Here is a 25,168-nt window from a genome sequence, read left to right on the forward strand (position 1 = left end):
GGAATTCGAATCTCAGAAAGCATGTTCTCTTTTTATATGAAAAAGGGCGTTATTTTAATGTCAGGATTTAATGATCCGGATCATTTTCCACAGAAGAAATACAAGAATAAGAAGACCTGCGCCACCGATCAGGAAATAGGGGACAGAAGAGGCAGACTGTGAAAAAGCTTTGGCTTCTTCCATGTTTTCATCATTTTCCTGAGCATCTGAAGCGGAGGTATCGGAGGTGTCCTCAATTACAGCAGTACCTACCTGCGTACCGCCAAAAGTATAAGTACGATTGATCTGCCCGTCAGATACACTGTCTTCTGTGGCAAGATCAGCAGCAGTTGCACCGGAAGGAACCATTACCTGACCACCGGAAAGAATGTGGAAATCTTCCTGGTTCAGATCCAGAAGCTGGAAATTGTTGAATCCGTAATCCAGAAGAGAAACGGCTTCAGTGGCAGTCTGTCCGGTCGCACCATTCATAACAACGCAGATCAGAGTTGTATTGTTGCGCTCAGCTGCTGTCACAAGAACACTTCCGGAAGCTGTGGTAGTACTTTCGCGACCACCGATACAGCCACTGTAATAAGAAGCAGAAGTTGTATTTGTCATGGGGAAGCTGCTGGTAAGATTGCGGGCTCCACCGGAAACGTTGGTAGCAGGAATCGTATAGGAGGTTGCGCCTGCAATGGTGCGAAAACCGTCGGTATTGATAGCAGCCTTCATGATCAGAGCCAGATCATGCGCTGTAGTGTGCTGATTATCGTCAGGAAGGCCGGTTGGATTGGTAAATACCGTGTTGGTGCATCCGAGTTCCTGGGCACGGGCGTTCATTTTTTCTACAAAAGCATCTACAGAACCACTGATCTGTTCAGCAATCTGGAGCGCGATGTCATTGGCAGAGGCCAGCATAATAGCATAAAGACATTGCTCCATGGTAAAAACTTCGCCCAGCTGTGATGAAATGTGGGCACCGCCATCTGTAACACCGGATACACCGGTTTCTGTCATAGTGACCTGATCGGTGAGCTGGCTGCTCTCAAGAGCCAGAAGGCAGGTCATGATCTTGACAGCACCGGCAGGAGAAAGTGCCTGGTCCATATCTTTTGCATAGAGAAAAGTATTGGAAGTATCTTCCATGACCGCAGCAGATGCAGATGTAATCTCGGGTCCCTGTGGCCAGCCACTGATAGAATTCGTGGTAATGCCGGAAGTGACGGCAGTGGTTTCTTCTGCAGCGTACACCGGTGTCTGGAATATCATAGAAGTCGAGATTCCAAATGCCAGAACGGCTGCAGTTAATCTTGATTTTTTCATGATCGTGGTACTCCTGTTTTTTTATGTAAAATTGAAGTTAAAGTGAATAGTAATAAATGACATATTTATTCACAGTATAGCACATTTTCGCTCTTCCTTGCAAAAAAAATGCTACAATGTTAAAATACATCTATCAAAATTGAGTAATACGGAGAAAATATATGAGTAAAGATGATTCCACAGGGAAAATTCAATGGGACAGGCTTTTAAAAAAACTTTCACCATACACAGTACAGAAAGGGCTGAGATATCTGAAACATTATGGACTGAGGGAATTCTGGATCCGTCTTCACGAGCGGTTTGAACCGGAAGAAGTTCCTTACGGACCATGGTATGAGGCATATCGGCCAACTGATGAAATTCTGGAGAAGCAGCGCCGGGAAAAATTTAAAGACGGCCCTCTGATCAGTATAGTAGTTCCTGCTTATCTGACGCCAGAACGCTTTCTGAGACAGATGCTGGATTCGCTTCTTGCCCAGACATATGCAAACTGGGAGCTGTGCCTGGCAAATGGAAGTCCGGAAGATCCGGATATGCAGACTGTGCTTAAGGCCTATTCGGAGATGGACAGACGTATCCGGTATCAGGATCTCGAGGAGAATCTGGGAATTGCAGAGAACACGAATGCAGCTTTTGCTATGGCAAAGGGTGAATTTGTGGGGCTTCTGGATCATGATGACCTTCTTGCACCAAATGCACTTTATGAGGTGGCAATGGCCCTGGAACAGCATCCGCAGGCAGATGTGATCTATACAGACGAAGATAAAGTAACAACCGATCTTTCGGAGTATTTTCAGCCACATCTGAAGCCGGATTTTAATCTGGATCTGCTGAGATCCAACAATTATATCTGTCATTTTCTGGTTGTGAGACGTTGCATTGTTGAAAAAACAGGCGGATTCCGCAGAGAATTCGACGGAGCACAGGATTATGATTTTATTTTCCGTTGTGTGGAGCAGGCGCGAGAAATTGTGCATGTGCCGGAAATTCTGTATCACTGGCGTACACATAAATCATCCACTGCCGACAATCCGGCGAGCAAGATGTATGCATTTGAGGCCGGTAAACGTGCGATAGAAGGAAATCTTGGAAGGACAGGAACGAAGGGAACAGTGGAACACACGCCGGATTTCGGATTTTATCGTGTGAAATATCCGGTGCAGGGAGAACCACTGGTGTCAATCATCATTCCCAACCGGGAAGAAAAGGATACTCTGAAAGAATGTGTGGAATCCATCTTTGAAAAGACTTCCTATAAAAATTATGAGATCATTATCGTGGAAAATAACAGCAGCTCTGATGAGATATTCAATTATTACAGACAGCTTTCCAAAGAGCCGAAGGTTCATCTGGTCCGCTGGAAAAAAGAATTTAATTATTCTGCGATCAATAATTTCGGTGTTCGAAATGCAAAAGGAGAATATCTTCTTTTTCTGAATAATGATGTAAAGATCATTGACGCAGATTGGCTTACAGAAATGCTCGGCGTATGTCAGCGCAGGGAAGTGGGAGCTGTCGGTGCAAAACTGCTCTACCCGGACAATACCATACAGCATGCCGGCTGTGTGGTAGGGATAGGCGGAATTGCAGGCAATATGTTTGTGAACATGCCGGCTGAGCGAACCGGTTATCTTCATAAGGCATCGCTCCTTCAGGATATGAGTTGTGTGACTGCAGCCTGTATGATGATGAAGAAATCTGTTTTTGAAGAAGCAGGCGGATTCACGGAGGAGCTAGCAGTGGCCTTTAATGATGTGGATCTTTGTCTGAAAGTGAGAAGTCATGATCATCTGATCGTTTATGATCCGTATGTGAGACTGTACCATTATGAATCCAAGTCAAGAGGTACAGAAGACAGTGAGGAAAAGGTACGCCGTTTTCAAAAAGAAATCGAGTATATGCGCTGTCATTGGATGGATATCCTGAAAAAAGGAGATCCTTACTATAATAAGAATCTTTCTCTTACAAAATGGAATTATTCTCTGAAACCACTTCCGGGAATGGGAAAGAAGAAGGGATGAATGAATGCAGGTAGTATCAGTAGTTATACCCAACTTTAATGGTATGGCATATCTGGACGGTGTTCTTTCCAGCCTGGAAAGACAGACAATCGATAATTTTGAAGTAATATTAGTAGATAATGGTTCTACAGATGGAAGCTGTGCTTTTGTGGCAGCGGAATATCCCTGGGTGCATATGATACAGCTTCCGGAAAATTACGGTTTCAGCAGAGCTGTCAACGAAGGAATCCGTGTATCAAGATCTCCGTATGTACTTCTTTTAAATAATGATACAGAGGTGAAATGCGATTTTCTTGAGGAAATGGTAGCTGCACTTCGCAGACACAAAAAAGCTTTTTCGTGTCAGGCAAAAATGATCCAGTTTCATGATCGGGACAGGATGGATGATGCGGGAAATTATTACTGTGCACTTGGCTGGGCCTTTGCCAGAGGGAAGGGAAAAGATATTGATCGCTATGAAAAAGAGCAGAAGATTTTTTCCACCTGTGCAGGTGCGGCGATCTACCGCAAGAAAGTGCTTGAGCGGATAGGAGAATTTGACGAGGAACATTTTGCATATCTGGAGGATCTGGATATCGGATACCGTGCCCGAATTCAGGGATACGAAAACTGGTATGCCCCGAAAGCAAAGGTCTATCATGTTGGCAGCGGAACGAGTGGTTCCAGATATAATCAGTTTAAAATACGTTATTCTTCAAGAAATAATATTTATCTGATCTACAAGAACATGCCGTTTCTCCAGATTGTATTAAATATGCCGTTTTTTATCGTGGGATTTGGGGCAAAGATTCTGTTTTTCGCATCAAAAGGCTTCGGACGGGAATACCTGGCCGGCATTAAAAACGGCTTCCAGATCAGCCGTAAAAACAAAAAAGTAAAGTTTTCCATGCAGAATCTGCCACGTTATATCAAAGTGCAGTTTGAACTTTGGATCAACATTTTTAAACGTTTTGTCGGTTAAAATACCATATTTTCATAGAAATTTTATATTTCAGAAAGAAGATTTTGTTGCTTTTGAGTTTCATCTATTATAAGATAAAGGCAATGAACTTAAATGAGGTGGCGGAAATTGATTAAAGATAACCAGAAAAATTTCAGTCGTCTCCATATGCTGATCGATGTATTTGTGGTTGCAGTTTCTTATGCATTGGCATGGCTGATCCGTTTTCAGGGACTTTTTGAACATTCTGCGGTACAGTCCAAGACCGTTCAGGAATATATGTTTATGCTGATATTCATTATTCCGGGTTATCTGCTTTTGTATCAGGCCTTTGACCTTTATACACCGATGCGGATGCAGGGGCGCCGTCTCGTACTAGCCGGAGTTATAAAGGCAAACGCGTTAGGGCTCCTTATCATCATGTTCGCACTTTATAATTTTAAAGAACTGGATTATTCCCGTCTTACACTGGTTTCATTTTGTTTCATAAATATTGTCCTTGAATGGAGTGTACGCATGTTTGTGTTTTATATTCTCAGGGACATGCGACGAAAAGGAATGAATCAGAAACAGATATTGCTGGTAGGTTACAGTCGTGCGGCAGAAGAATATGTGGACAGGATCCTGCAGAATCCGCAATGGGGATATGTGATCAGGGGAATACTGGATGATAATGTACCGGCAGGTACAACATATAAAGGAATAAAGGTAATTGGAAGAATTGCCAATCTTATGATTATTCTTCCATCCAGCCGGCTGGATGAAATAGCCATTACCCTGGGATTAAATGAGTATTATCGTCTGGAAGAGATTGTGGCACTCTGCGAAAAATCGGGAGTGCATACGAAATTTATTCCGGATTATAATAATATTATTCCGACCAAACCGTATACAGAAGATATTCTCGGGCTTCCGGTGATCAATATCCGGTATGTGCCGCTGAGCAACACGTTTAATGCACTGATAAAGAGAATGATGGACATTGTAGGAGCAGCTGTTGCTATCGTTGTTTCCTCGCCGGTAATGCTGGTTTTGTGCATTCTGATCAAATTAACCTCACCAGGACCTTTGATCTACAAACAGGAACGTGTCGGACTTCATAACCAGACTTTTCGAATGTATAAATTTCGTTCCATGGAGATTCAGAAAGAATCCGAAGAAAAAAAAGCATGGACAGTCAAAAACGATCCCAGAGTTACCGGAATCGGAAAATTTATGCGGCATACCAGTCTGGACGAGCTTCCACAGCTCTTTAATATTCTGAAAGGTGAAATGAGTCTTGTGGGGCCGAGACCGGAGCGACCATTTTTTGTAGAAAAGTTTCGGGAGGAAATACCACGATATATGGTTAAACATCAGGTACGTCCGGGTCTTACCGGATGGGCGCAGGTGAATGGCTATCGTGGGGATACTTCTATAAGAAAGCGGATAGAATGTGATCTTTACTATATTGAAAACTGGTCAGTAAGTTTTGATATAAAAATCATGTTTCTTACCATATTCAAGGGATTTATCAACAAGAATGCATATTAAAAAGGGGAAAAATAAGAAATGTCAAAACCTCGGAAAAAAAGAAAAAAGCTTCTGTTCGTCCTGGAAATTATAGTTTTGCTTCTGTTTATCGGAGGACTTTTTGTTTACGGACAGATATCAGCGAAACTGGACAAGATAGATATTCAGGAAACAGATCTTTCGGATCAGGATATTGTAACGAATGATCAGGCACCGCAGATGACAGGCTATACAACATATGCACTGTTTGGACTGGATCACAGAAACAAAAATGAAAAACTGAACACAGAAAACAGTGATACGATTATCATTGCAAGCATCAATAATGATACGAAATCAATCAAGCTGGTATCTATATACAGAGACACCCTGCTTAATGTAAAAGATGACACGTATTCAAAGGCCAATGCGGCGTATGCACTGGGAGGCCCTGCACAGGCGGTCTCCATGCTGAATACAAATCTTGACCTGAATATTACGGATTATGTAGCAATTGATTTTGATGCGCTGGTAACAGTTGTAGACTGCCTTGGCGGACTGGATATTCCTCTTTCTTATGCAGAGATGGTTCATATGAATAATTATTGTGTGGAAACGTCGGAGGAAACAGGAAAGAGTTATACGCCGATAGAACTTCCGGATCCGAAACCGGATGATATTGAAGCAACTCTGGGAACCTATCATCTGAATGGTGTGCAGGCAACTTCCTACTGCCGTATCCGCTATACAGCAAGCCTTGATATGGGCCGTACAGAGAGACAGAGACGGGTGATTCAGATGATTGTGGACAAGGCAAAAAAGGCAGGCCTTTCAACAATCTTTGATATTATGGATCAGGTATTTCCGATGATAAAAACAACAGTATCAAAGACCGAGATTCTGAAACTGCTTCCGACTATGATCGGTTATAATATTGAGAACACGACAGGATTTCCTGAAGATTATAATTTTGCTACGGTTAAGGGAAGCGTAATTGTTCCGACAACTCTGGAATCCAATGTTTTGAAATTACATCAGTTTCTGTATGGAGCGACGAATTATACACCAACCCAGGAAGTGATGAATAAGAGTGAACAGATCATATCTATTGCCGGAGGCGGAGATGTACAGACAGACACTCAGGACGGAACGGAGACATCTGAAAATAATTCTTATGTATATAATGCGGATGACAGTGAAGATATGGATTATTCGGCAGAAAATAATGTAGATAATACAGACTATTCAACTGAGAATAATGTGGATGATACGGACTATTCTGTTGAAAATAATACAGATGATACGGATTATTCCGGAGATGATTATAATTCCGGCAGTGATGATTCGGAATATGACAGTGACTATACAGCAGATTATGATGATAATTTTTCAGATGATGAATAAAATATTAATCAGTCAGCAGAAAGGACCATCCGATAATGGGTGGTCCTTTCTGAACAGGAGAAAAATATGAGAACAGTAAAAACAGATGTGATCATTCCGTCATATCATCCGGGAGAAGAGTTCGGCCGACTTCTGGAGAGACTCAACGCGCAGAAATATCCTATTAATAAGATTATCATTATGAATACGGAGGAGAAATTCTGGAAAAAAGAGTGGGAAAATAAATATCCTCTGGTAGAAGTGCATCATCTTTCAAAAGAAGAATTCGATCATGGTGCGACCAGAAGGAAAGGGGCAGAGCTTTCCGATGCGAAAATCCTTGTGTTTATGACGCAGGATGCTCTTCCGGCTGACAGGAATCTGATAGGAAATTTGGTGTCTGCGCTACAGAATAATGAAAATGCAGGAGCGGCTTATGCACGTCAGCTTCCAAAGGAAGACTGCCGTTTTCTGGAGAAATATACTCGTTCTTTCAATTATCCGGAAAAATCCTGTGTGAAAACGGAAAAGGACGTAGAAACAAGAGGAATCAAAACTTATTTCTGCTCCAATGTATGTGCAGCTTATGATCACAGTGTTTATGAGAAAGTAGGAGGTTTTCCGGAGAAGGCTATTTTTAATGAAGATATGATCTATGCAGGATGGATGGCGAAAAAAGGTTATGCGATTGTCTATGCGGCAGACGCAAGGGTGTATCATTCCCATAATTATACCTGCATGCAGCAGTTTCACAGGAATTTTGACCTTGGTGTTTCACAGGCAGAGCATCCGGAGGTTTTTGAAGGTGTTCCATCCGAAGGCGAAGGTATCCGCCTGGTAAAAAAAAGCATGGCTTATCTGGTGCGTACAGGTCATATCTGGATGATTCCCGGACTGTTTTTTCAGAGTGCTGCCAAATATGCGGGCTATTTTCTGGGGAAGAGATATAGGAAGCTCCCGGAAAATCTGATTCTTGCCTGCACCATGAGTCCGTATTACTGGAAAAAAAGACAGTAATGTAAGCGGAAGCATCATATCACGGTTTTTTAAAGGATAAAACACAGTTTAAACACAATTCCCTGTTAAACTGTGTTTTATAAAGCAGATGGCAGACGAAAAAATAAAGAAGGGAGCACCAGAGATATGAGTGAGGAAAACAGATGGGGACAGGATCCTGACAGTGAAAACGGAACTGTGCCGACAGAAAACAATGCTCTGAATACTTATGGGAATACAGATGCTGACAGTACAGCGGAGACTGCCGCAGAAAATATAGATGCTGCACAGAAAACAGAAAGTGTTACACCGAATTTTACGATGGAAAAACCGCAGACACATCCGTATTCAGCAGGTCGCAAACTTCAGGAAGAACAGAATCGCAGCGAAGAGCGTATGGCTGGCAGTGCCGGAACATCCGAAAATCAGAGGAATAACAATACAGAAACACCGAAATATGCACATTATCAGGTGCATCAGCCACAGGCAGGAAATTATGCGGGCGGAAGTATTCCTCCGAAGAAGCCTGGAAAGCCGAAAAAAACGCATGGAAACGGAAATGGTGGTTTTGGAAAGAAAGCAGCCACAGCAGTTGCTCTTGCAGTGATCTTCGGTCTGGTAGCGGGCGTTGCTTTTCAGGGAGTCAATATTGCGGCAGATAAATACAGAGGCAGCGACAGCAGTAACACACAGATTGGAAAAACAGAGACACTTACAGATACACAGAACAGTACAGACAGTTCCACAGATTCTGATGTAAAGAATATCGTGGCAGAGAGTGGAACAGTGGCAGGGGTGGCACAGGCAACCATGTCTTCTATCGTTGCCATTACCTCTGTCAGTGTGCAGGAGATCCCAAGCTTTTTTGGATACGGAACACGCCAGTACCAGAGTGCAGGCAGCGGATCCGGAATCATTGTGGGAGAGAATGATGATGAGCTTCTGATTGCAACCAATAACCATGTTGTATCCGGAGCTACTACTTTGACAGTATGCTTTGCGGGAAGTGATGTGGTCGGAGCAGAGGAAGAGACACAGGCTATGGCCAGCGGAGAGAGCTCCACAGACAGTTCTTCTGATGTAGATGTAGATAATGCTGTTTCCGCGAAGATCAAGGGTACGGATGAGGAGAACGATCTGGCAGTTGTAGCTGTAGAGAAATCCGATATTCCGGAGGAAACCATGAATGAGATCAAGATCGCACAGCTTGGAAGCTCTGATGATCTGGTCGTTGGTGAACAGGTAGTGGCTATCGGTAATGCACTTGGCTATGGACAGTCTGTTACATCCGGCTGGGTAAGTGCCCTGAATCGAAGCATCAGCACAGACGAAGGTGAGACAAGCGGACTGATTCAGACCGATGCGGCTATCAATCCTGGAAACAGCGGTGGTGCACTTCTGAACATGAATGGTGAGGTTATCGGAATCAACGCAGCCAAATATGCAGACAGCCAGGTAGAGGGAATGGGATATGCGATCCCGATCTCCAAGGCAGAGCCAATTCTGGAGGAGCTGATGCAGCGTCAGACACGTGACAAGGTAGAGGATTCCTCAAAGGTGGGATATCTGGGTGTCAAGGCGGCTGATCTCACATCAGAGGCGATCCAGATGTACAACATGCCAGCCGGTGCATTCCTTACAAAGGTTACAGAAGGCGGTGCAGCTGACAAGGCCGGAATCAAAAAAGGCGATATCATCGTGAAGCTGGACGGCCAGAAGGTAAGCGGTAAGGATGATCTTGTGAGCAAGCTTCAGTACTATGAGTCAGGTGAGACTATTGATGTGGATATTGCCAGAGCCAACAGCGGAGAGTATAAGGAACAGACGGTAAAAGTTACTCTTGGAAGCAAACCGGCTTCGGAAAACTGATGAGAAATATAAATACAGGAATATTACGGGGAGCTGCATTTAAGGTGTGGCTCCCTGTTGCGTTTATAAAAAGTTAATTTGATACGTCTGGATTATGTGGTATAATAATCAGTATGACACAATGGCGAAGAAGCCTGTGTGTGAAGGACAAAGATCCGAAACCTTGGATAAGAATCAGAAAGGGAAACATTATGGCAGATCAGTTTGATAACAACAAGGACAATGACCAGGAACAGAAATATGAGAAATTCTGCTTTTTATGCCGCAGGCCGGAGAGCCAGGCAGGGAAGATGATTGATCTTCCTAATAATATACATATCTGTGCGGATTGTATGCAGAAGAGTTTTGATACCATGAATACGCAGATGAGCAACGGAAACATGAATTACTCAGACCTTTTTAATATGCCGAATGTAAGCATGATCGACCTGAGCAGTATCCAGAATCCGGGAGGACAGGCGAAGAAGATCAAGAAAAAATCTGAGACACCGAAGCCGGTGATCAATCTTAAGGATATTCCGGCACCACATAAGATCAAGGCCACACTGGATGAATATGTGATCGGTCAGGAATATGCCAAGAAGGTTATGTCTGTAGCTGTATATAATCATTATAAGAGAGTTGCTACAGACACTATGGATGATATTGAAATCGAGAAATCCAATATGCTGATGATCGGACCTACAGGATGCGGTAAGACATATCTGGTAAAAATGCTCGCCAAGCTGTTGCAGGTGCCGCTTGCCATTGCAGATGCAACTTCTCTTACCGAAGCCGGCTATATCGGCGATGATATCGAGAGCGTGGTATCCAAGCTTCTTGCAGCAGCAGACAATGATGTGGAGAAAGCAGAGCATGGAATCATCTTCATCGACGAGATCGACAAGATCGCCAAGAAGAAGAATACCAATCAGAGAGACGTAAGCGGTGAGGCGGTCCAGCAGGGACTTCTGAAGCTCCTTGAGGGAAGTGAAGTCGAGGTTCCGGTAGGTGCGACAAGCAAGAATGCCATGGTGCCGATGGTAACGGTCAATACAAGAAATATTCTTTTTATCTGCGGAGGAGCTTTCCCGGATCTTGAGAATATCATTAAAGAAAGACTGAACAAGCAGGCATCTATCGGATTTTACGCAGATCTGAAGGATAAATATGACAATGATCCACATGTTCTGGAGAAGGTTACAGTGGATGATCTCCGTGCATTCGGAATGATTCCGGAGTTTATCGGACGTCTTCCGATTATCTTTACACTGAACGGACTGACAGAGGATATGCTGGTGAAGATTCTTAAGGAGCCTAAGAATGCGATTCTGAAACAGTACCAGAAGCTTCTGGCTCTTGATGAGGTGAAGTTGGAATTTGAGGACGGTGCACTGCATGCCATTGCACGCAAGGCGATGGAACGCCATACAGGAGCCAGAGCACTCCGGGCTATTTTGGAGGAGTATATGCTGGATATTATGTATGAGATCCCGAAGGATGACAACATCGGCGAGGTAGTGATCACAGAGGGATATATCGAGGGCAGCGGCGGTCCGAAGATCCTCATGAGAGGACAGGAACTTCCGGCTCTGGAGGGATAAAAACAGGCGAACTACAGACATGTCTGCAGGAGCAGACAGCATTTATAATAGAAGGAGAGTGACAGATATGGCAAAAGGTTTTTGGGATGATCTGGGAAACACACTGACACGTAAGGCGAAGGGATTCAGCACCAAGGCTGAAAATCTCTATGAGATTCAGAAGATCCGCAACAAGCTCTCCGCGCAGGAGCGCATGACAGAGAAACTGATGCTGGACATTGGAAAAATGATCTACACCCGCTATGAGCATGGCGAGGCTGTTGACGGTGAGCTGGGTGCGATCTGCGAGGAGATCAGCCAGCATATGCTGGAGGCTGACCATTACCGGGATGCCATTGCTGCAAGCAAAGGAGAGAAGTTCTGCCCGGCCTGCCATAAGGCTGTGATGAGAGAAGCAAGCTTTTGCCCGTACTGCGGAGCAGCATGCCCGACTCCGGAGATCGAGGAGAAGGCAGCAGATGTGATCGAGCAGGCTGATGAGGAGCTTAAGGACGCAGCAGAGGCTGAGGTTGCAGAGGATACAGCAGCAGACGAAGAGGCGATTGCAGCAGAAGTTGAGAATGCGGAGACCGAGCCGGTTGAGGCAGAAGCAGAAACAGCTGAAGAAAATATTTCAGCAGAAGAGGAAGTTGGCGAGCCAGACGCGGCAGCAGATACAGAACCAGCGGATGCAGAAGCAGTTTCCGACGAAAAAACAGAATAAAAGTAAAAAATAAAAACAGGGCTTCCCGTACAAAGGGGAGCCTGTTCTGCTTCACTCAAAGACAGGAGGAAAAAGGTATGATCTGGAACTTACTGACAGCAGGGATCTGCGGACTTGACTATTATGTAAAAGAAAAAGTAAATACAAAGATTTCCCCGGGAACCAGAAAGGAAATCGCTGGTGGAAAGCTGCTCCTTCGAAACTGCCATAATGATGCAATGATCTTCGGCACACTGAAGGGACAGGATAAAGATATCATAAGAGATGCCTCTACCATGGTTCTTGGAGGTGTGATCTGGGAATACTTTCGAAATCTGCATAATGATGACTCACGTACGGTCAGACTTGGACTTTCCATGGCGTTGGGCGGAGGACTGAATAATTACATGGAACGCCGCAAAAAGGGATATGTCACAGATTATGTCAGCCTGAATGTGGGAGATAAGAGAATACGGAAGATCGTATTTAATATCTCGGATCTCTTTATATTTGCGGGAGCTGCCATTTGGGGATACAGTATGATTTTTTCGAAAAAAACGAAATAAAAAAAACAGAAGCACCGGTTGAATGTGCTTCTGTTTTTTTTGATTTTGGATAAAATAAAAAAGAATGCAGGAAATGGGACTTGAACCCACACGATCTTGCGACCACAGGCACCTGAAGCCTGCGCGTCTGCCAATTCCGCCATTCCTGCATTTTTTCAACCGATTTACTTCGCTTTGTTTAGCTCCGTTCGTCGACTGCTCACTTATAATAACCCAGGAATGAAAGATTGTCAATAGAAAAATTCAAAAAAATTGAAAAAATTCAAAAAAAATATTTTGAGTTAGTTTTAAACATTTTTTTGGCGTATGGTGTTGAAAAATGACGCTTCCTGTGATACAATCTTGAAGATTTAGGATAAAATAAGAGAACAAAGAAAGGGAGATTGTATGAAAGCATTTCTGATATTGGAAGATGGCCATGTATTTACAGGAACCAGCATTGGTTCTGCAAGGGAAGTCATCAGTGAAATTGTCTTTAATACTTCCATGACCGGTTATCTGGAAGTAATGACAGATCCTTCTTACGCAGGACAGGCGGTATGTATGACATACCCGTTAATTGGAAACTATGGAATCTGTTATGATGACCAGGAATCAAGGAAGCCGTGGATTGACGGATTTATTGTACGCGAATTATCACGAGTTCCCAGCAACTTCAGAAGCGTGGACACGATCCAGCATTTTCTGAGCAAGAACGATATTCCGGGAATCGCAGGAATCGACACCAGAGCACTGACTAAGATCCTTCGTGAGAAGGGAACGATGAACGGAATGATCACCGTTGACGAGAACTATGATCTGGATACAATCATCCCCAGATTAAAAGCATATACAACAGGTAAAGTGGTAGAGAAGGTTTCCTGCCGCGAGAAAGAAGTGCTTAAGGGGAACGGCCCGAAGGTTGCCCTTCTTGATCTGGGCGCGAAGAGAAATATCGCACGCTCACTGAATGAGAGAGGATGCCAGGTTACGATCTATCCGGCACTGACACCGGCAGAGGAGATCCTTGGAGACAATCCGGACGGCATCATGCTTAGTAACGGCCCTGGAGATCCGAAGGAATGTACTTCTATCATTAAAGAGATCAAGAAGCTTTATGATTCCGATGTGCCGATCTTCGCTATCTGCCTTGGACATCAGCTTATGGCACTTGCAACAGGCGGAGATACCCATAAGATGAAATATGGTCACAGAGGTGGTAACCACCCGGTTAAAGACCTGGAAACAGGAAGAGTTTATATTTCCTCTCAGAACCATGGATATGTGGTAGATGCAGAGGGACTTGAAGAGAAGAACATCGCACATCCTGCATTTGTAAACGTCAACGACGGAACAAACGAGGGTATGGCATACAATGGAAAGAACATCTTTACTGTACAGTTCCATCCGGAAGCATGCCCGGGACCACAGGATTCCAGTTACCTTTTTGACAGATTCATGAAGATGATGGGAGGAGAGAAATAATGCCAAGGAATAAGGACATAAAAAAAGTACTTGTAATCGGCTCAGGTCCGATCATAATCGGCCAGGCAGCAGAGTTTGACTATGCAGGAACCCAGGCATGCCGCTCCCTGAAGGAAGAGGGCATGGAGGTTGTACTTTTAAACTCCAATCCTGCCACCATCATGACTGATAAAGACATCGCAGACAGAGTTTATATCGAGCCTCTGACTGTTGAGGTTGTAGAACAGCTGATTCTTAAGGAGAAACCGGACAGTGTTCTTCCTACACTGGGCGGCCAGGCAGGCCTGAACCTTGCCATGGAGCTTGAGGAGAAAGGCTTCCTGAAAGAGCATAACGTACGTCTGATCGGTACCACAGCAGCTACTATCCGTAAGGCTGAGGACCGTCAGGAATTTAAGGATACCATGGAGAAGATCGGTGAGCCGGTCGCAGCTTCCAAGGTCGTTACAACTGTAGAGGATGGTGTTGAGTTTACACAGACTATCGGATATCCGGTCGTTCTTCGCCCTGCATATACACTTGGCGGAAGCGGCGGCGGTATCGCACACAACGAGCCGGAGCTTCGTGAGATCCTTGAAAATGGTCTCCGTCTTTCCCGTGTAGGTGAGGTTCTTGTAGAGCGCTGCATCGCCGGATGGAAAGAAATCGAGTACGAGGTAATGCGAGACAGCGCAGGTAACTGCATCACAGTCTGCAACATGGAGAATATTGACCCGGTTGGTGTCCATACAGGTGACTCCATCGTAGTTGCTCCGTCCCAGACACTGGGAGATAAAGAGTATCAGATGCTTCGTACATCTGCCCTCAACATTATCACAGAGCTTGGTATCACAGGTGGATGTAACGTACAGTACGCACTTCATCCGGAGAGCTTTGAGTACTGTGTAATTGAGGTAAATCCTCGTGTAAGCCGTTCTTCCGCACTTGCAAGTAAGGCTACCGGTTATCCGATCGCCAAGGTTGCAGCCAAGATCGCACTGGGCTATACACTGGATGAGATTCCGAATGCCATCACAGGCAAGACTTATGCAAGCTTTGAGCCGATGCTGGACTACTGTGTAGTTAAGATCCCGCGTCTGCCATTCGATAAATTTATCACAGCGAAACGTACACTGACAACACAGATGAAGGCTACCGGAGAGGTTATGAGTATCTGCCATAACTTTGAGGGCGCTCTTATGAAAGCAATCCGTTCCCTGGAGCAGCATGTAGACAGCCTGATGTCTTATGACTTCTCACATCTTTCTGATGAGGAACTGATGGATGAGCTGAACATCGTGGATGACCGCCGTATCTGGAAGATCGCTGAGGCACTGAGAAGAAATATTTCCCAGGAGAAGCTGCACGATATCACTAAGATCGATATCTGGTTTATCGACAAACTGGCGATCCTCGTTGAGATGGAGCAGGCTCTGAAGACTCAGAAGCTGGATAAAGACCTTCTTCTTGAGGCGAAACGTATGGAGTTTCCGGACTACATCATCGCAGATCTCACAGGCAAGACAGAAGCTGAGATCAAAGAGCTTCGCAAAGAGTACGGCATCCGTGCAGCATATAAGATGGTAGATACCTGTGCAGCAGAGTTTGCGGCAGCGACACCATATTACTATTCTGTTTACGGCGATGACCAGACAGAGAATGAGGCCATTGAGACAAAAGATAAGAAAAAGATCCTCGTACTTGGTTCCGGCCCGATCCGTATCGGTCAGGGTATCGAGTTCGACTTCTGCTCGGTACACTGTACATGGGCATTTGCGAAAGAGGGGTACGAGACGATCATCATCAACAACAACCCGGAGACAGTAAGTACAGACTTTGATATTGCGGATAAACTGTATTTCGAGCCACTGACACCGGAAGATGTTGAGAACGTTGTAAATATTGAGAAACCGGACGGAGCAGTTGTTCAGTTCGGTGGACAGACAGCTATCAAGCTTACAGAAGCACTGATCAAGATGGGCGTTAAGATCCTGGGAACATCTGCAGAGAACGTAGATGCTGCAGAGGACAGAGAGCTCTTTGATGCCATTCTTGAGAAATGCCAGATCCCGAGACCGAAGGGACACACCGTATTCACAGCAGAAGAAGCGAAAAAAGCAGCCAACGAGCTGGGATATCCGGTACTTGTACGCCCGTCCTACGTACTTGGAGGACAGGGAATGCGTATCGCAGTTAGTGATGAGGATGTGGAAGAGTATATCGGAATCATCAACCAGATTGCACAGGAGCATCCGATCCTTGTTGATAAGTACCTGATGGGTAAAGAAATCGAGGTCGATGCAGTATGCGACGGTGAAGATATCCTGATCCCTGGAATCATGGAGCACATCGAGCGTGCTGGTATCCACTCCGGAGACAGTATTTCCGTATATCCGGCACAGACCATCAGCAAAAAAGCAAAAGAAACTATTGCTGAATATACACGCCGTCTTGCACAGGCACTTCATGTAATCGGTATGATCAATATCCAGTTCATCGTTGTAGGAGAGGATGTATATGTAATCGAGGTTAACCCACGTTCCAGCCGTACAGTTCCGTACATCAGCAAGGTAACAGGAATCCCGATCGTTCCACTTGCAACAAGAGTAATCCTTGGTCACAAGATCAAAGAGCTTGGATATACACCTGGACTTCAGAAAGAAGCAGAGTATTTTGCGATCAAGATGCCGGTATTCTCTTTCGAGAAGATCCGTGGCGCAGATATCAGCCTTGGACCTGAGATGAAATCCACAGGTGAGTGCCTTGGTATTGCGAAGACCTTCAACGAGGCTCTTTACAAGGCGTTTATCGGAGCAGGAATCCGTCTTCCGAAGCACAAACAGATGATCATCACTGTAAAGGATGAGGATAAAGAGGATATCATCCCGATCGCAAGAAGATTTGAAGCCCAGGGATATCGTATCTTTGCTACAAGAGGTACTGCAAATGTACTTACAGAGAACGGTATCAAGGTTACACGTACCAATAAGCTGGAGCAGCCATCTCCGAACCTGATGGATCTGATTCTTGGTCACAAGATTGATGTTGTCATCGATACACCGCCACAGGGTGTTGAACATCAGAAGGATGGCTTCGTGATCCGTCGTAATGCGATCGAGACAGGTGTTAACGTACTGACCAGTCTTGATACAGCAGAGGCACTTGTTACCAGTCTTGAGAATACAGACCTGAACAATCTGACTCTGGTAGATATCGCTACGATCGATAACCGCTAAGAAATCAGAATGTTAAATAAAATCTAAACTTTTGTGAAAAGAAGATTTCAAAGTTTACGAATTACGAAATATGTACTATACTGGTAAGGACAGGGTCGATGTTTATTCACCGACCAGGTCCTTATCTTATTTTGGGCACATAACAGATAAAAAGATGTGTGTTACATGGAAAGGAGATCAAATGAGCATTATAGAATTACTGAAGGTTATCCTTCTTGGTATTGTGGAGGGAATCACAGAGTGGCTGCCAATCAGCAGTACCGGACATATGATTCTGGTAGATGAGTTTATCAAACTGAATGTTTCGGATGTATTTATGGAGTTTTTCCTGGTGGTGATCCAGCTTGGTGCGATCCTGGCGGTTGTTGTTCTGTACTGGAACAAGTTATGGCCTTTTTACATAAGACCGATCCCGAAGAGAACAAGAATTGCTCTTCGCAAGAAATCCGGAGTATCCAGAGCAGTACTTACCTTTGTTGAGAGATACTGTGACAAGGAAAAATGGATTTTGTGGTTTAAGATCCTGGTAGCATGTCTGCCGACGATCATTATTGCGCTTCCGTTTAATGATATTATCGAAGCGAAATTTTACAACTATGTTGTAGTAGCGATTATGCTGATCGTTTATGGTGTGCTTTTTATTATCATCGAGAATTACAACAAGAGACGCAGACCAACTTGTACAAGACTGGACGAGCTTTCATTTAAAACAGCACTTATTATTGGATGCTTCCAGGTGCTTTCTGTAATTCCTGGAACTTCGCGTTCTGGATCAACAATTATTGGAGGTATTCTTGCCGGAACTTCCCGTACTGTTGCAGCAGAGTTTACCTTTTTCCTGGCTATTCCGGTTATGTTCGGCGCCAGCCTTCTGAAACTTGTGAAGTTTGGTTTTGCATTCAGTTCCACAGAGCTGATTATTCTGATCGTAGGTGTTGTGGTATCCTTTGTGGTATCTATTCTGGCAATTAAATTCCTGATGGGTTATATTAAAAAGCATGACTTCAAGGCGTTTGGATGGTACAGAATTATTCTTGGTATTCTTGTACTTGGATATTTTATTGGAAAAACATTACTTGCATAAAACGATATTTAGGAGGAAATTATTATGAAATATAAAAAGATCGTGATCGCGCTGGCAGCGGCAGCAGCCTTAAGCGCAGCAGGATGTGGAAAATCATCATCAGATACAGCAGAAGTAACACCGACACCGGTTCCGACAGCAGTTCCGACAGCGGCACCTGCTACAGCAAGTCCGCTTCCGACTTCCACACCGGCGCCGAAACTTATCGGTGTGAAGACGAGCACAGCAAAATTTGTATATATTACCAACAGTACCAGTGGTGAAATCCGTGAGATTTATCTTCGCGCAGCAGGCGGGGAAGACTGGGGAAAAAATCTCGTTCCAGCAGAATCTACAGTTAAAGCAGCAGAGCAGGTTCAGATGTACTATACACCGGATTCTGCAACAGATGCCATTTATGATATGAAAATTGTGGATGGAGACGGAAATGCATATGAGATCTACAGTGCAGAACTTGGCGATATGGAAAAAGCAAAACTGATGATCGATAACGGAGAAGCGTACCTGACCTATACAAGTCTCAGTGACAAGAGTGAGAAGAGCACTATTGGCAATGTGGAAACTGACAACAGTGAGGCGGACAGCAGTGATTCCGCAGACAGCACAGATGCTTCAGATCTGACAGATAGTTCTTCAGGTATCACAGATACTTCTTCCGACAGCAGCGATGGAAGCTATGACAACAGCGATGATGGAAGCTATGATAACAGTGATGACGGAAGCTATGACAACAGCGATGACGGAAGCTACGACAGCAGCGATGACGGAAGCTACGACAACAGCGATGACGGAAGCTACGACAACAGCAGTGATGATGGAAACTATGACAGCAGTGATGATAGCGGCGACTATGTAGATGATAGCAGCAACAGCGGCAGCGGTGACGATTCTCTTGACAACAGTACAGATGACAGCGGAGACGGAGAGATTGTCTGGGATGATAACGGAGACTGGTCAGAGGAATAAACCGGGATCCTGTAAACAGAGGGAAACATGGAACAGACATTTCTTGAAAAACTGAAACGAGTAAAACCTGGGGATCTGCTTCACATTATTAAGTTTATCCTGGCATTTCCCATTGCGATGGTCTACAGACTTTTTCGCAGGGATCTCTGGCTTCTCTGTGATACGGAGAATGAATGCCGGGATAACGGATTCTGGTTGTACAAATATCTGAGAGAAAATACCAGTGAGGATGCAGTGTACGCCATCAACAGAAAATCTCCGGATTATGCCCGGGTAAAAGATCTGGGACAGGTGATACAGTATGGAAGCTTCCGCCACTGGATCTACTATCTGGCTGCGTCAAAAAATATCAGCTCCCAGAAAATGGGCAAGCCCAATGCTGCAGTTTGTTATATTCTGGAAGTTTATGGAATCATCCATAACAAAAGAGCATTTTTGCAGCATGGAATCATTACGGCGGATCTGAGTTTTCTGTATTACCCACATACAAAAATGAGTCTTTTTGTTACGAGCACATATGATGAGTGGAAATATGTCAATGACAGATACGGATATCCGGAAGGCTATGTAAAAGAACTGGGACTTTGCCGGTTTGATCAGCTTCATGATATAAAAGTAAAAAAGAATCAGATTCTGATCATGCCAACCTGGCGTATGTATATCCGCAACGAAATTTCTGCCTTAAATAAAGAGCAGGAAGCAGAAAGATTTATGGAAACAGATTATTTCAGATACTGGGATGCAATTCTGAAAGATAAAACTCTGATTCACTATATTGAAGAAAACGATCTGCAGATTATCTTTTATCCACATAGGGAAATGCATCGTTTTCTTCGGTTTTTTCATGTAGAACATGCGAATATTACAGTAGCTTCGTGGCCGGAGTATGATGTGCAGACACTGCTTAAGGAATCTGCTTTGCTGGTGACTGACTTTTCAAGTGTGGCAATGGATTTTGCCTATATGAAAAAACCTCTGATCTATTATCAGTTTGATAATAAAAAATTCCGGGAGAGTCATCATCAGATCGGATATTTTGATTTTGAAAGAGATGGTTTTGGGCCGGTATGCATGTCTGAACAGGAAGTGATACATCAGATTTTGCGATTCCATGAACAGAATTTTGATAATGATGAAATATATCTGCAAAGACATCAGAAATATTTTGATCTGTGGGACACTGATAACTGTGAGAGAAATTACAAAGCAATCAAGGAAATGTAACAGGTGGTGAAAAGGCAAGTGCAGCAATTGATGGAAGCACCGGCAGAGATTAAAGTAAAGACCAGAAAGTTCTCACTTCATAAAGGAATAATATGTATCGGTTTTGAGCTGGAAGAGAATAAAGGTAAAATTCGTTCTCTGAAATTGAAACAGCGTAATGCAGTTATTGATAAGAGCTATCTTTTTTCAATGAATACAGTACAAAAAGGTAAAACAATAGTTTATCATGCAGAACTGAATGTAAATGACTGCCATATGGAAACTGCATTCTGGGATGTGGTTGCATCAGCTGATACGGGAAACGGAGAGTATGAAGACAGGATTCTGGGAGGATTAAGCACTTCTTTAAAGCTGAAATTAATTCTTTTTCCCAGATGGACCCGGACAAAAGATGGAAATATGGTCTATCCTTTTGTTAACGGGGCGAGACAGTTTACGATTCAATACCGGAAATATGATTCCAGATATGACAGTTATCGTTTTATAGCAAAAGAGTTTCTGGCACTTTTTTGCTATTTTATTCTGAAACCTTACTGGGACCGAAAAAAAATATGGCTGATCTGCGAAAAATATTGTACCATGGCACAGGATAATGGGCTTTATTTCTTTGAATACTGTATGAAACATGTACCGGAAAAGGAACGCAGAAGAATTTATTATGTAATAGATAAAAACTGTCCGGACTATAAAGCAGTAAAACAGTATGAACCTAATGTGATCCAGTTTATGTCTTTCAGGTACATGATCTATCTCAGTGCGGCACAATACCTGATATCTACAGATGCGATCAGACATTTTTATATATGGGATTCGCCGAACAGCATTTACAAGGTACTTTATCAGGCGAGAAAAAATATTGTATTTTTGCAGCATGGAGTGATGGGCTTTAAACAGTGCCACAGAACCTTTCATAAAGGAGGGGGGAATCAGATGGCACTGTTTGTGGTATCCTCAAAATTTGAACAGAAAATAATTCATGATTATTTTGGATATGATAATAAGGAGATTATTATCACAGGACTTGCCAGATGGGATGTGCTGGAAGATCATTCGAATCTGTTTCATAAAGAAATTTTGTTAATGCCGACATGGAGAAGCTGGCTTGAGGATATCAGCGAGGAACAATTCAAAAAAAGTGAATATTATCAGAGATATAAGGAATTTTTGCAGGATAAGAGACTGAGGGAGTTTTTGAAAAAACAAAACATCACTCTGAATTTTTATATTCATCCGAAGTTTCGCGAACATATTGGAAGTTTTCAGGTTGAAGACAGTAATATAAAACTGATCCCATTTGGAAGTATGCCTTTAAATCAGCTTCTGATGAGTTGTAATATGCTGATCACTGATTATTCTTCCGTTTCCTGGGATGTCTATTATCAGGAAAAACCGGTTGTATTTTATCCGTTTGATTTGGAGACATATGAGAATGTACAGGGAAGCTATATGGACTATAAAAATGATGTATTTGGAGATCTTGCCTGGACTAAGGATGAATTGATCGATATTCTGGAAGAATATTCTGAAAGTGATTTTAAAGAAAAAAAGAAATTTGCCCAGGACAGAGAATATCTGCTTCCATACAGAGATCACGACAACAGTAAACGCATCTATGAACATATAGCCGGTGCGGATATACAGGGAAAACTGAAAAGAAGGTTGAAAGAGAAAAAGTTTTGATATTATATTTACAGGATAGGAGTAATATGGAGAAACAATTTGAGTTTTCAGTAGTTGTTTTTTGGAGAGAGAAAAATGAGCTCTATAAAACGTATAAAAGCATATGTGATAATACACCAGCCGGATTCGTTCAGATTCTGGCCGTTTGTACAGGCGATGAAGGTACAGGTGATGAAGATGAAGCATATACCGGTGAAGAAGAATATTTGCAGATACTGGAAAAAGATAAAAATCTGATCCGTATAGACGGAAAAGAATGCGAAAATATAGCAGCAGAGATTCGAAAACATGTCAGTGGAAAGTATCTTATATTCACAAAAGCAGGAATCCTCTTTTCTTCCGGAACAGCAGAAAATATATGTAAATGCTTTGAACTGGAAAAAAGAGATATTGTGATATCCAGAATTTACGGAAAACATAATATACATGTGCGCGAGCACAATAATTACTGTACCAGATTTAATTCGGAAACAACGCTGGATAATGCGGTATATTTGATGCATCAGATATATTCAGCTTACACGTTTACAACAGATAAATTCAGATGGCCGGAAAAGATAGAAAAAGATACGTGGTATTTTGACATCCTGGATATGGTATACAGAAATGTAGTATCCTGCGAGAATCTGGGAATATCTGCGGATAGCATTGGAATAAGAATACCTCGTGAAGAACTGACATTTGAAGACTGGAAGAATGTGATGAGTGATCCGGAAGAACTGGATGCATTTTTTGAAAAATTCCTGAAAAAACTCATTGAGTACAGATTAGAGGAAACAGTAAGGCATGAACAGAATGCAGATTATGTTCTGATGTATTATGTATCAAAAACAGCAGAGACACTGTTCAGAGAGTCAGATATTACAGAAGAAAATGTAAGAAAATATGAGCAGTATATTGACCGTTTCCTGAAACAGCTGAAATTCCCGGAAATAATCATATCCAATCAGCATATCAGCAAGGCAAATAAAATATATCTTCTTCAGAAATATTTCCCGGATATAGATAAAAACTATTCGGAGCAGGCAAACCGACTGTTAACCCCAATCTATAATAACATCTGGGTAAAAATATTTCAGCAACAAAAAGAAGTTATTCACTGTGAATTTTCGGTGTTCACTCCGAAAGGTGTGAATAATGGAATCTGTATGATGACGGACGAAAGGAAATATGAGGCGAAAGAAGAATATGTTCTGAAATGTTCAGGCTGGTGCAGAGAAGAAAGTGCAGAAGAGAAACTGTATGTTGCAGAAATTCCGCTTAAAGATATCCGAAAATTCATCTGTTGGGGAATTGAAGTGAATGGTCATACAGAAAAAATGCGTAATATTACCTATGGAAAATATGCACCGTTTACGAAGAAACTCCCGTTGTTTTTACATGTGCAGGATAAGTTTTTATATCTGAAACCGGCCGGTTCGGATCAGAACAATCTTGATGAAGCTTACGAAATATGTGCAGAACCGTATAGTAAACGCAGAGAAACAAAACTCAGGAGAAAACTTACAAGAGCATTACTTTCCTGTGGAAAAGCAGGTGTAAAGGCAGTTCTGGTACGTCATCTTTATGAAAGAAAGAAAAAAAATCTGAAAAAACGGATATGGCTTATTTCTGACAGAACTACACGCGGTGATGATAATGGAGAGGTAATGTTCCGGTATCTCTGCGCCAATCCGGATCCTACAGTGGAGCCGTATTTTGTGGTTAATAAAGATACGGAAGATTACAAAGAGATGGGGAAACTCGGAAAAGTCGTGGAACCGTTTTCGTGGAATCATAAAATGCTGTTTTTGCTGAATGAGTTTTCATTATCTTCACAGGCAAACAAACCGGTAATCAATCCATTTGGAAGGCTGGAATATCTTTATCGAGATATTATTTATGATAAAAAGCTGGTATTCCTGCAGCATGGCGTTACCAAAGATAATCAGTCCAAATGGCTCAATAAATATAATCGTAACCTGTTTGGATTTGTAGTCAGCACAAAACCGGAATACGATTCTGTGTTTGAATATGATTATTATTATCCTCCTCAGAACGTATGGCTTACCGGAATGCCACGTTATGATCGCCTGATCCATGATGAAAAGAAATATGTGACAGTTATGCCTACATGGCGAAAAAATCTTTCTTCAGGAACGGATGCCAGAGGTGTATGGCAGCTGGGAAAAGAGTTTGCGGACAGTGAGTATTTCCATTTTTATGACGATCTTCTCAATAATGAAAAACTTCTGAATGCAGCTGAAAAATATGGCTATACTATATGCTTCATGCCGCATCCGAACACGATCGACGGGCTGGATATGTTCCGACAGGATTCAAGGGTAAAATTTATGGATTCCAGCTATTCCTATAAAGATATTTTTGCACAGACGGATCTGATGATCACGGATTATTCATCAGTTGCCTTTGATTTTGCATATTTGAGAAAACCGATCGTGTATTCACAGTTTGACCGGGAGAGCTTTTTCAGCGGAGCACATTCTTATACAGAAGGATATTTTGACTATGAGAGAGATGGCTTTGGTGAGGTTGAGCATACGCTGGAAGGCACGGTAAACAGGATCATAGAATATATGTCAAATGACTGTCGCATGAAAGAAAAGTATCAGAAACGTATGGATGAAACATTTGCATTTAATGACCGAAACTGTTCCAGACGTGTATATGAAAAAATTATTGAGAACAGGAAATAGAGG

17 protein-coding genes and 1 tRNA gene are annotated in these 25,168 nt (G+C 42.9%); 16 read left to right on the top strand and 2 right to left on the bottom strand.

Annotated elements, in window-relative coordinates; all coding sequences use genetic code 11:
* Positions 1-60 precede the first annotated feature (60 nt).
* Positions 61-1,305, bottom strand: a complete 1,245-nt coding sequence (locus WMO28_RS10360; protein WP_349056931.1) for a D-alanyl-D-alanine carboxypeptidase family protein — start codon at positions 1,303-1,305, stop codon at positions 61-63.
* A 161-nt stretch (positions 1,306-1,466) separates the two neighbouring features.
* On the opposite strand from WMO28_RS10360, the gene WMO28_RS10365 reads away from it, so the two are divergent.
* The 9 genes from WMO28_RS10365 to WMO28_RS10405 all read left to right on the top strand — a co-directional run bounded on the left by WMO28_RS10365 (position 1,467) and on the right by WMO28_RS10405 (position 12,836).
* Positions 1,467-3,326, top strand: a complete 1,860-nt coding sequence (locus WMO28_RS10365) for a glycosyltransferase (RefSeq protein ID WP_349056932.1) — start codon at positions 1,467-1,469, stop codon at positions 3,324-3,326.
* Positions 3,327-3,330: 4 nt separating this feature from the next.
* Positions 3,331-4,287: a glycosyltransferase family 2 protein gene (locus WMO28_RS10370; RefSeq protein ID WP_349056933.1), complete on the top strand. Its 957-nt coding sequence runs from the start codon at positions 3,331-3,333 to the stop codon at positions 4,285-4,287.
* Between the two features lie 108 nt (positions 4,288-4,395).
* Positions 4,396-5,799: an undecaprenyl-phosphate glucose phosphotransferase gene (locus WMO28_RS10375; protein ID WP_349056934.1), complete on the top strand. Its 1,404-nt coding sequence runs from the start codon at positions 4,396-4,398 to the stop codon at positions 5,797-5,799.
* A gap of 18 nt (positions 5,800-5,817) precedes the next feature.
* On the top strand, positions 5,818-7,161 hold the full coding sequence (locus WMO28_RS10380; RefSeq protein ID WP_349056935.1) for an LCP family protein: 1,344 nt from the start codon (positions 5,818-5,820) through the stop codon (positions 7,159-7,161).
* A 66-nt stretch (positions 7,162-7,227) separates the two neighbouring features.
* On the top strand, positions 7,228-8,157 hold the full coding sequence (locus WMO28_RS10385; RefSeq protein ID WP_349056936.1) for a glycosyltransferase family 2 protein: 930 nt from the start codon (positions 7,228-7,230) through the stop codon (positions 8,155-8,157).
* Positions 8,158-8,283: 126 nt separating this feature from the next.
* Positions 8,284-10,005, top strand: a complete 1,722-nt coding sequence (locus WMO28_RS10390; protein ID WP_349056937.1) for a S1C family serine protease — start codon at positions 8,284-8,286, stop codon at positions 10,003-10,005.
* Between the two features lie 191 nt (positions 10,006-10,196).
* Positions 10,197-11,588, top strand: a complete 1,392-nt coding sequence (gene clpX / locus WMO28_RS10395) for an ATP-dependent Clp protease ATP-binding subunit ClpX (protein ID WP_349056938.1) — start codon at positions 10,197-10,199, stop codon at positions 11,586-11,588.
* A gap of 67 nt (positions 11,589-11,655) precedes the next feature.
* Positions 11,656-12,291: a zinc ribbon domain-containing protein gene (locus WMO28_RS10400; protein ID WP_349056939.1), complete on the top strand. Its 636-nt coding sequence runs from the start codon at positions 11,656-11,658 to the stop codon at positions 12,289-12,291.
* Positions 12,292-12,368: 77 nt separating this feature from the next.
* Complete coding sequence (locus WMO28_RS10405; protein WP_349056940.1) at positions 12,369-12,836, top strand: signal peptidase II; 468 nt, start codon at positions 12,369-12,371, stop codon at positions 12,834-12,836.
* A 65-nt stretch (positions 12,837-12,901) separates the two neighbouring features.
* Here WMO28_RS10405 and WMO28_RS10410 read toward each other — a convergent pair.
* Positions 12,902-12,985: transfer RNA gene (locus tag WMO28_RS10410), tRNA-Leu, on the bottom strand.
* A 238-nt stretch (positions 12,986-13,223) separates the two neighbouring features.
* On the opposite strand from WMO28_RS10410, the gene WMO28_RS10415 reads away from it, so the two are divergent.
* The 7 genes from WMO28_RS10415 to WMO28_RS10445 all read left to right on the top strand — a co-directional run bounded on the left by WMO28_RS10415 (position 13,224) and on the right by WMO28_RS10445 (position 25,165).
* Positions 13,224-14,300, top strand: a complete 1,077-nt coding sequence (locus tag WMO28_RS10415) for a carbamoyl phosphate synthase small subunit (protein WP_118062010.1) — start codon at positions 13,224-13,226, stop codon at positions 14,298-14,300.
* Complete coding sequence (gene carB / locus WMO28_RS10420; protein WP_349056941.1) at positions 14,300-17,515, top strand: carbamoyl-phosphate synthase large subunit; 3,216 nt, start codon at positions 14,300-14,302, stop codon at positions 17,513-17,515. Before WMO28_RS10415 ends, carB begins: the two co-directional genes overlap by 1 nt.
* A gap of 181 nt (positions 17,516-17,696) precedes the next feature.
* Positions 17,697-18,599, top strand: coding sequence for an undecaprenyl-diphosphate phosphatase (locus WMO28_RS10425; protein ID WP_349056942.1), 903 nt, complete (start codon positions 17,697-17,699; stop codon positions 18,597-18,599).
* Positions 18,600-18,623: 24 nt separating this feature from the next.
* Positions 18,624-19,565, top strand: a complete 942-nt coding sequence (locus tag WMO28_RS10430) for a hypothetical protein (RefSeq protein WP_349056943.1) — start codon at positions 18,624-18,626, stop codon at positions 19,563-19,565.
* Positions 19,566-19,592: 27 nt separating this feature from the next.
* Positions 19,593-20,789, top strand: a complete 1,197-nt coding sequence (locus tag WMO28_RS10435; RefSeq protein ID WP_349056944.1) for a CDP-glycerol glycerophosphotransferase family protein — start codon at positions 19,593-19,595, stop codon at positions 20,787-20,789.
* An 18-nt stretch (positions 20,790-20,807) separates the two neighbouring features.
* Positions 20,808-22,469: a CDP-glycerol glycerophosphotransferase family protein gene (locus tag WMO28_RS10440; RefSeq protein WP_349056945.1), complete on the top strand. Its 1,662-nt coding sequence runs from the start codon at positions 20,808-20,810 to the stop codon at positions 22,467-22,469.
* A gap of 26 nt (positions 22,470-22,495) precedes the next feature.
* Positions 22,496-25,165: a CDP-glycerol glycerophosphotransferase family protein gene (locus WMO28_RS10445; protein WP_349056946.1), complete on the top strand. Its 2,670-nt coding sequence runs from the start codon at positions 22,496-22,498 to the stop codon at positions 25,163-25,165.
* Positions 25,166-25,168: the final 3 nt, after the last annotated feature.

This window comes from Blautia aquisgranensis (assembly GCF_040096615.1).
Taxonomy (GTDB): domain Bacteria; phylum Bacillota; class Clostridia; order Lachnospirales; family Lachnospiraceae; genus Blautia_A; species Blautia_A aquisgranensis.

Coding starts and splice junctions, on each gene's coding strand:
- WMO28_RS10445 (WP_349056946.1), top strand. CDS start 22,496: ATGGAGAAACAATTTGAGTTTTCAGTAGTTGTTTTTTGGAGAGAGAAA.
- WMO28_RS10360 (WP_349056931.1), bottom strand. CDS start 1,305: ATGAAAAAATCAAGATTAACTGCAGCCGTTCTGGCATTTGGAATCTCG.
- WMO28_RS10400 (WP_349056939.1), top strand. CDS start 11,656: ATGGCAAAAGGTTTTTGGGATGATCTGGGAAACACACTGACACGTAAG.
- carB (WP_349056941.1), top strand. CDS start 14,300: ATGCCAAGGAATAAGGACATAAAAAAAGTACTTGTAATCGGCTCAGGT.
- WMO28_RS10430 (WP_349056943.1), top strand. CDS start 18,624: ATGAAATATAAAAAGATCGTGATCGCGCTGGCAGCGGCAGCAGCCTTA.
- WMO28_RS10435 (WP_349056944.1), top strand. CDS start 19,593: ATGGAACAGACATTTCTTGAAAAACTGAAACGAGTAAAACCTGGGGAT.
- WMO28_RS10405 (WP_349056940.1), top strand. CDS start 12,369: ATGATCTGGAACTTACTGACAGCAGGGATCTGCGGACTTGACTATTAT.
- WMO28_RS10385 (WP_349056936.1), top strand. CDS start 7,228: ATGAGAACAGTAAAAACAGATGTGATCATTCCGTCATATCATCCGGGA.
- clpX (WP_349056938.1), top strand. CDS start 10,197: ATGGCAGATCAGTTTGATAACAACAAGGACAATGACCAGGAACAGAAA.
- WMO28_RS10390 (WP_349056937.1), top strand. CDS start 8,284: ATGAGTGAGGAAAACAGATGGGGACAGGATCCTGACAGTGAAAACGGA.
- WMO28_RS10425 (WP_349056942.1), top strand. CDS start 17,697: ATGAGCATTATAGAATTACTGAAGGTTATCCTTCTTGGTATTGTGGAG.
- WMO28_RS10370 (WP_349056933.1), top strand. CDS start 3,331: ATGCAGGTAGTATCAGTAGTTATACCCAACTTTAATGGTATGGCATAT.
- WMO28_RS10380 (WP_349056935.1), top strand. CDS start 5,818: ATGTCAAAACCTCGGAAAAAAAGAAAAAAGCTTCTGTTCGTCCTGGAA.
- WMO28_RS10365 (WP_349056932.1), top strand. CDS start 1,467: ATGAGTAAAGATGATTCCACAGGGAAAATTCAATGGGACAGGCTTTTA.
- WMO28_RS10415 (WP_118062010.1), top strand. CDS start 13,224: ATGAAAGCATTTCTGATATTGGAAGATGGCCATGTATTTACAGGAACC.